General features: G+C 63.7%; 7 protein-coding genes and 3 pseudogenes. 2 read left to right on the top strand and 8 right to left on the bottom strand.

Going from position 1 to position 5,723, the window contains the following annotated elements; all coding sequences use genetic code 11:
• From H537_RS57050 to H537_RS52855, 3 genes and pseudogenes are all read right to left on the bottom strand, one after another.
• Nucleotides 1-219: pseudogene (locus H537_RS57050) on the bottom strand (IS701 family transposase); the annotation flags it as partial.
• A gap of 156 nt (nucleotides 220-375) precedes the next feature.
• A pseudogene (locus H537_RS55595) lies at nucleotides 376-568 on the bottom strand (IS1595 family transposase); the annotation flags it as partial.
• 109 nt (nucleotides 569-677) lie between these two features.
• Nucleotides 678-893, bottom strand: a complete 216-nt coding sequence (locus H537_RS52855; RefSeq protein ID WP_156901722.1) for a hypothetical protein — start codon at nucleotides 891-893, stop codon at nucleotides 678-680.
• 32 nt (nucleotides 894-925) lie between these two features.
• Here H537_RS52855 and H537_RS43095 point away from each other — a divergent pair, with 32 nt between their 5' ends.
• Entirely contained in the window at nucleotides 926-1,261 is a 336-nt protein-coding gene (locus H537_RS43095; protein ID WP_156901721.1) for a hypothetical protein, read from the top strand.
• Between the two features lie 104 nt (nucleotides 1,262-1,365).
• Nucleotides 1,366-1,830, top strand: a complete 465-nt coding sequence (locus tag H537_RS0114510; RefSeq protein ID WP_156901720.1) for a hypothetical protein — start codon at nucleotides 1,366-1,368, stop codon at nucleotides 1,828-1,830.
• 611 nt (nucleotides 1,831-2,441) lie between these two features.
• Here H537_RS0114510 and H537_RS51070 read toward each other — a convergent pair.
• From H537_RS51070 to H537_RS55590, 5 genes and pseudogenes are all read right to left on the bottom strand, one after another.
• Nucleotides 2,442-2,750, bottom strand: a complete 309-nt coding sequence (locus H537_RS51070) for a TrfB-related DNA-binding protein (protein WP_084150679.1) — start codon at nucleotides 2,748-2,750, stop codon at nucleotides 2,442-2,444.
• Nucleotides 2,751-2,948: 198 nt separating this feature from the next.
• Nucleotides 2,949-3,287 (bottom strand): hypothetical protein, encoded by a 339-nt coding sequence (locus tag H537_RS0114500; protein WP_028998491.1) that lies wholly within the window; start codon nucleotides 3,285-3,287, stop codon nucleotides 2,949-2,951.
• Between the two features lie 88 nt (nucleotides 3,288-3,375).
• Nucleotides 3,376-3,660, bottom strand: coding sequence for a hypothetical protein (locus H537_RS0114495; RefSeq protein ID WP_156901718.1), 285 nt, complete (start codon nucleotides 3,658-3,660; stop codon nucleotides 3,376-3,378).
• Nucleotides 3,661-3,665: 5 nt separating this feature from the next.
• Nucleotides 3,666-4,190: a hypothetical protein gene (locus H537_RS0114490; RefSeq protein ID WP_028998489.1), complete on the bottom strand. Its 525-nt coding sequence runs from the start codon at nucleotides 4,188-4,190 to the stop codon at nucleotides 3,666-3,668.
• A gap of 52 nt (nucleotides 4,191-4,242) precedes the next feature.
• A pseudogene (locus H537_RS55590) lies at nucleotides 4,243-5,304 on the bottom strand (DUF932 domain-containing protein).
• Between the last annotated feature and the right edge of the window lie 419 nt (nucleotides 5,305-5,723).

Below are 5,723 nucleotides of genomic sequence, written 5' to 3'. Positions count from 1 at the left end.
GAGTACGGTATCGTCAAAAATCAGATAGCCATGAGCGCTGGGAATCACGTGCGGCCGAATGTTTTCCCAAATGATGCGTGATGTGATGCGCTCGCCGTTCAAATACCGATTGAGGGCGTCATGGCTAAAGTGGGCATGATGCTCGGCATAGTGCGTCAAGGTGAAGTTGACCTGACTCGATAACAGGAACTGACAGTAGTCCACGCGGGATGGATTCATGTCGCCGCCTAGTGAAAGAAAAAACTATGATCTATGCTTTCAAGAAGTTCAAGTTGAAATTAATTCATGGGATTTCTATGATTTTCTATCAAACTTTTGCGTAAGTCCTAAAATAGATACCGCCGTCAAAAAAGAACCTGATTGGAAATGATCCGCAGCCTTCCGTATGGCGTGCTGAGGCTTGGGCTGGCAGCGTGCGACATTGACGATGAGTCGACCGACAAGGTTACAGATTGGAGCGGCGATTGAATCGACAGGCAAATGCCGCAAGGTACGGCGCAGCGTATTTGCCGTACTTGAAAGCCTTGTGGGAGCCTGACAGCGATGTCTTGAGATTTCCCAGAATCGTAAGTCACCCCAAGACGGTTCTTTGCGTTAATCCGAAGTTCCGGCAGCCGCCGAGCAAGTTTTCCCTTGCATGACGCGCACTTGGCATGACATCGGGGGCCGGTTTCTACCTACACCTGAAGTTGCTCGATCAACTCCAGTGCGCGCCTGTGCTTAGCAGTGGGCGTGGTGAGCACGGTGAAGCTCGGCGCATCGGGCGCGGCGCCGGGCGTGCGGCAGATGTTGCGCACGATGGTCGGGAGCTCGGCGAGCAGCGTCGAGAAGCTGTGCACCGGCGTGGCGTCGTCCAGCGACCAAAGGGCGGCAGATGCGCCTTTTTCTGCCACTGCAGTGCCTCCTGGGAGAGCTGCAGCTGCGCATGACCATTCCGGACGGCGTCGAGTTTGCCGATCTGCGCCTTTCGCAAGACGCAGGCGACGGACAAGTGCGGTTCAAGATAGCGTCCATCGAGGCAATCTGCGAGGCCAGTGACCTGGACCTCGGTGAAATCCTGCAAGGTCCGCAGCCGCTCGTGGGGCTGCTGATCGCGGCCTGGTACGCGGCTCATCTGGCGCGTGGTGGCGCGCCGGACCCGGTGCAGACCTTATGGAAGAGACCCGGCTCGAGGATGAGCATGGCGGCGGCTTCTCGTACCCGCCCGGACACGCCTGACACCAGTACGCCGCGTTTACAACGTCCGGCCCATTGGCCTTGACTCCTACACGACCTGCTGGCTCACCACGCGAGCCAGCGCGCCGGATGTGACATCACGGCAACAAGCGCGCAGCGCACCCATGGCGGCTGGCAAAGTACCGGGCCATGTCTTCGATGCCCGACCAGCCGCCGCCAAGGCTGCTCCAGACGCTCTACGGCCGACTGTCCCGCCGCTATGGTGCGCCAGGCGTTTGCCTGCGCGATTTCCCCGGCCGCTGGCTGGTGTTCCGCACCACGGAGCTGGCCGCTGGCCTGGAGCGGGCCGTCATCGATGTCGAGTTGCCAATGCGCGGCGCGGGCAAGGATCTGGCGAAGATGGAATCCACGGCGCAGCTCGCCGTTGGCGAAAACCACGATGCAACCCTGGTGCTGATGTACCTGGCCAGACGGATGCGGCCGGGCCGCGGCTGGCATGCCGCCCCAGCGAAAACGATCCTCGCCATCACGGTATGGAGTCTGGCGCACACCACGGCGCTGACAGGCCGCATCGAGCTCGACGAAGCGGGCACACCGCTTTGGATTGGCATGCCCGACGCCCTGCCCCGTGCTGGGAACCGCCGTACCTGCTGACACGCTCGGCTTCAACAGCTGCATAGGCGTGGACGCCGTCACGGACTGCCTTGCCTGCGCCGGGCTGCCACGTGGCGGTGCCGGGTACTCCAACGGTGCGGAAGATGGCTTCGGGCACGGGCATGCTGCACTATTCAGCAGCCACGCTGCAATGCCACCGCATTGCAGCAGGGAGTTCCAAGCGGGCCGATAGGAAGCACTGTTTTCGCAGCTGTGCGCCTCGATAGACGTTGTTGGCGCCGAACTGGCCGCAGACCAGACACCCTGCCCTGGCACGGCCCAACGGTCGGTCCATCGGGCGGTCAGGTGGCTGACGGGTCCATAGAATCGGCCGTGTGAGGCACAGCGGCTGCTGTACTTGAACCACTCCTGTTGGCCTGATCCCATGATCGCGCTGTGCCTCACACCCGATCAAGGCCCGGTGGAGTGCAGACGGTTGAGCGGTCAATGAAGATCCGCCGCTTGCGACCGGGAAGGGTTGAGCTGCGCCGGGCCTGGAGAAACCCATGAAAAGGCATTCAATGAACTGCCGCGCTGAACCAGCGCGGCAGCTGTGAGCCAACTGCACTTGACCGGCCGCTCCATTGATCAGAGCGGATTGTGCAACTGGACTACTGCGGCGTGCCACCGAGTTTGGCTTTGGCACGCTCCTCAATGTCACGCACCTGCTGTACCAGTTCTGGTGGTACCCAGACCTCTACGCGTACCCAGCTTACGGGCACGCCATTCGCGGCGGCCCGCACAGAGTTGAGGATGCCATTCAAGCGCTGTTTGGACATATTGCACTGCTGCGCCACCTCGATGGGCGGTAGGCCATCGACCAGCACTTTCCGTGCGGCTGCCGCGTTATCCGGCGTCATTTTGACAAGCCGCTTTCTTACGACCTCGAACTCCTCGGCGGTCATTGATGCCTTTGCCATCGCCACGCCTTCCTTTGCTGCATCACAGCCTCAAGCGTAGCTTCTTGGCCGGCGTCGTCGCGGCCTCCATCGCCGCCAGCAGGTCCTGCAGCGCCTAGTGTTGGGCACGCAGCGTCGCGCGCTCCTGGCGGCCTTGCAACGCCTCGCACTGCCGCTCGAACAGGCCTTGCTGCCCCTCCTCCTGAACAGCAGTCGCGCTCATGCGCTTTTCCTCAGGTCGTCGGTATCGAGGCTGGCGACCTGGCCATGCACTGCAGCCGCCGGCGACTCGACCGGCTGTCCGCGGCCGGCCGTGTCCGTGCCAGTCGCCGTCGTGGCGAGGAAGCATGCAGTCGTTGCACCGATGCGGCCCACGGTGAGGCCTACAGCCTCTCCGTTGATCTTCCAGACCGTCTCGTCGCGCCGTGCGTCGTAGCGGTACGCAAGGGCCGCGGCGAGCCCGTGGCCGGCCTGCCTCAGTGCCTGCCGGAACTCCTCGTGAGACACGAGGCAGACTTGCGCAGAGTGGGTGTCCACGACACGCGCGGGATCGGACAAGGCCGCGTGCCTGGCGGGCAGTGGCTGCGATGCCGCGCACGGCGGCCGGAAAGCACCGCACGCAGTCGTTGAAGTGGATGACGCCATTTCAGGGCCTTTCAATACCTGTGAAAGACGAGGCGGGCCCAGACACCAGCGGCAGATCCTGCGCGATGAAGGAATCAGGCTCGTCGGGCAGCGGCTCGTACACGGGGCAGCCCCCACGGCTGGAGCGCTCCACGGCCACGGCAGCGAGCAGGGCCGCAGTGCGCCCGGGCTGTTCGCGCTCGAAGGCCCTGCACCCCATGGCCGCCGGCGCCAGCGTGCCGCCGCGGCGCTGCCAGTACTGGCAATGGCAGCACTGGCCTGCAGCACCAGGCAGACTGGTGTTCATGGCGGTCAGCCAGCAGACGCACCAGAGAACTCGCGCGGGTAGTGCAGCGCGGCGTGGGCAGCCCATGCACCCCATGTGTCCCACCAGCAAGGGAAGCAGCCGTCGCGGCGCTGCGCGCTCACGCGTTCGATCTTGATAAGCCACGCCAACGCGCCGCAGTCCAGTTGATCTCGCCACGAGAACCGCATCCCGAGGCGTCCGGACTGGTCGAGATATCGGGTCACGCTGCCGGCCGGGATGATGTGCGGTGCATCCAGACAGCCAGCGGCCATCTCGCGCCGCTCGCTGCGCGGGATGTCGCTGCGCATGGCGTCAACCAGGTTGGTCATGCAGTCGTGGCCCTTGGTGTGTTGCAGCATCGGCTCCGTGGTGTTGCCCAAGGGAATCAGGCCGGGGGCGTAGCCGACGCCGGGGGCGATGGGGTCGTAAGGCACGGTGGGGGTCCTCCAGGCGGCGCGCCTGGCGCCGTACAGCAGTTGGCCGGTGGTCAGGTTTACGATGCGCTGCAGGTCGTAGCGCAGCTCCAGCACGGTGCGAGAGGTGGGCGACCCGGCGCGCGGCCGGGCCGATTGGTCAGGCGACTCAGGCAGGCTGTATCGCGCCAGCCTTGACCGCGATCTCGCGCACCGCGTCCCAGGCCTTGAGCTTCAGACCCTCACCAGCGCCGAACCACGCCGAAGTCATGCGCGTGTCGTCGCTGCGCCCGCGCTCGTGGTCCACGTAGTCCGTGACCGCGTTGAGCAGTGCCCACGCACTCTTGGTGCCGCAGAGGTCGGCGCCGATCTGCGCGCCGCCAAAGAGGTCCATCAGCCGCTTGTAGCTGCGGCTCGCGCGCACGTCGGGCTGCGGCTTGTCCTTGGGCGTGGCCTGGACCGACAGCAGCAGGTCTGCCACGCACTTGTCGGCCTGCGTCTGCGTCACGTCCACCTGCGCCAGCAGCCGCGCCTGCACCAGCCAGCGATCCCACGCGGTGAGCACGATGCCGAGTTGCTGGCGCACGGCGCCCGCGTCGAACTTCTTCATGTGCGGCACGCGCACGCACTGCACGACCGGGCCTTCGATGGTGTCCTGCTCGGTTTGCCCGCCTGTGACGTTCACCCCCGTGCCGGCCGCCATCGTCAGCGTGTTGTGGCACACGACCCGGATGGCGGTGAACTTGGCGGTGGTGGCCATCGTTCCGTCGTAGCTTGTGGCCAGCAGCAGGTAAGGACGCACCGTGTCCTGGCCGACAACCGGGGCCCCGTCGTTGACCTTTGCCAGCCCCTAGACCCGCTTGCCGTCGGAGAGGGCGCCGGCGGTTTCCAGCACGAAGCCGCCGGCTTGGGCAAGCTTGCCGAAAAAGTCCAGGACCTCGCCCGGCTGAACAACCTGGTACCCGTGACTTACGACGCTCAGGGCGTTGCCCGTGTCCGAGCGATAGAGCACGTCCCGGCCTTCCATCGCCTCGATGCGGTCGGCGCCGCCGGCATCGGCACGCTGGAACAGGACCGGCGTGCGCTGGACCGTGTACGCGAGCCCGGCTTCACGGCGCCATGTTTCGAGGTCGGCGCCATCCGTCAGGCGCTGCCCCAGCTTGTGCCAGGGGGCCTCACCGACAAAAGCAATCGCGGCGCGGCCGGTGGTGGTATCGAGGAGATGGGCCATTTTGAAATCTCCAAGCTAAAAGTTGCTGACAGGAATCAATGGAGCCTCACCTTTTTATGTGAGAGCTTCGCTGTCTCCATGCCTCAAACTATAGTTCAGACGCCCATCAAAAACAGTTCTCGTTCGTTTGAATAGTAACACTTTACTGCTATTTACTGAAGCGCCCAATGAAAGCGATATAGTTAGACATCGGCCAGCGAGAAATCAAAAGCCGGCGCGCCGGGCGCTCTCCCGGCTGATCCGCACCTTCATTGCCGGGCTTGTGTCCCGGTCTTTTTGGAGCAGCACATGGACCTCTCTGAACAAACTCAGATTGTCGAAGCCATCAAGCGGGTGCAAGGCCGGGAAATAACTGCACCCCTGAAGTATCTTGCACGTGACCCTCTTAATGTTCGCAAGAAGAGCCCGGCGCGCAGCGT

Source organism: Azohydromonas australica DSM 1124 (assembly GCF_000430725.1).
Classification (GTDB): Bacteria; Pseudomonadota; Gammaproteobacteria; order Burkholderiales; family Burkholderiaceae_C; genus Azohydromonas; species Azohydromonas australica.
The sequence above is the reverse complement of the archived record's forward strand: the minus strand, read 5'-3'. Positions and strand labels throughout refer to the sequence as shown.

Excerpts from the sequence above, each read along its gene's own strand:
- H537_RS0114510 (WP_156901720.1), top strand. The coding sequence starts at position 1,366 with ATGTCTTCGATGCCCGACCAGCCGCCGCCAAGGCTGCTCCAGACGCTC.
- H537_RS43095 (WP_156901721.1), top strand. The coding sequence starts at position 926 with ATGACCATTCCGGACGGCGTCGAGTTTGCCGATCTGCGCCTTTCGCAA.
- H537_RS51070 (WP_084150679.1), bottom strand. The coding sequence starts at position 2,750 with ATGGCAAAGGCATCAATGACCGCCGAGGAGTTCGAGGTCGTAAGAAAG.
- H537_RS0114495 (WP_156901718.1), bottom strand. The coding sequence starts at position 3,660 with ATGAACACCAGTCTGCCTGGTGCTGCAGGCCAGTGCTGCCATTGCCAG.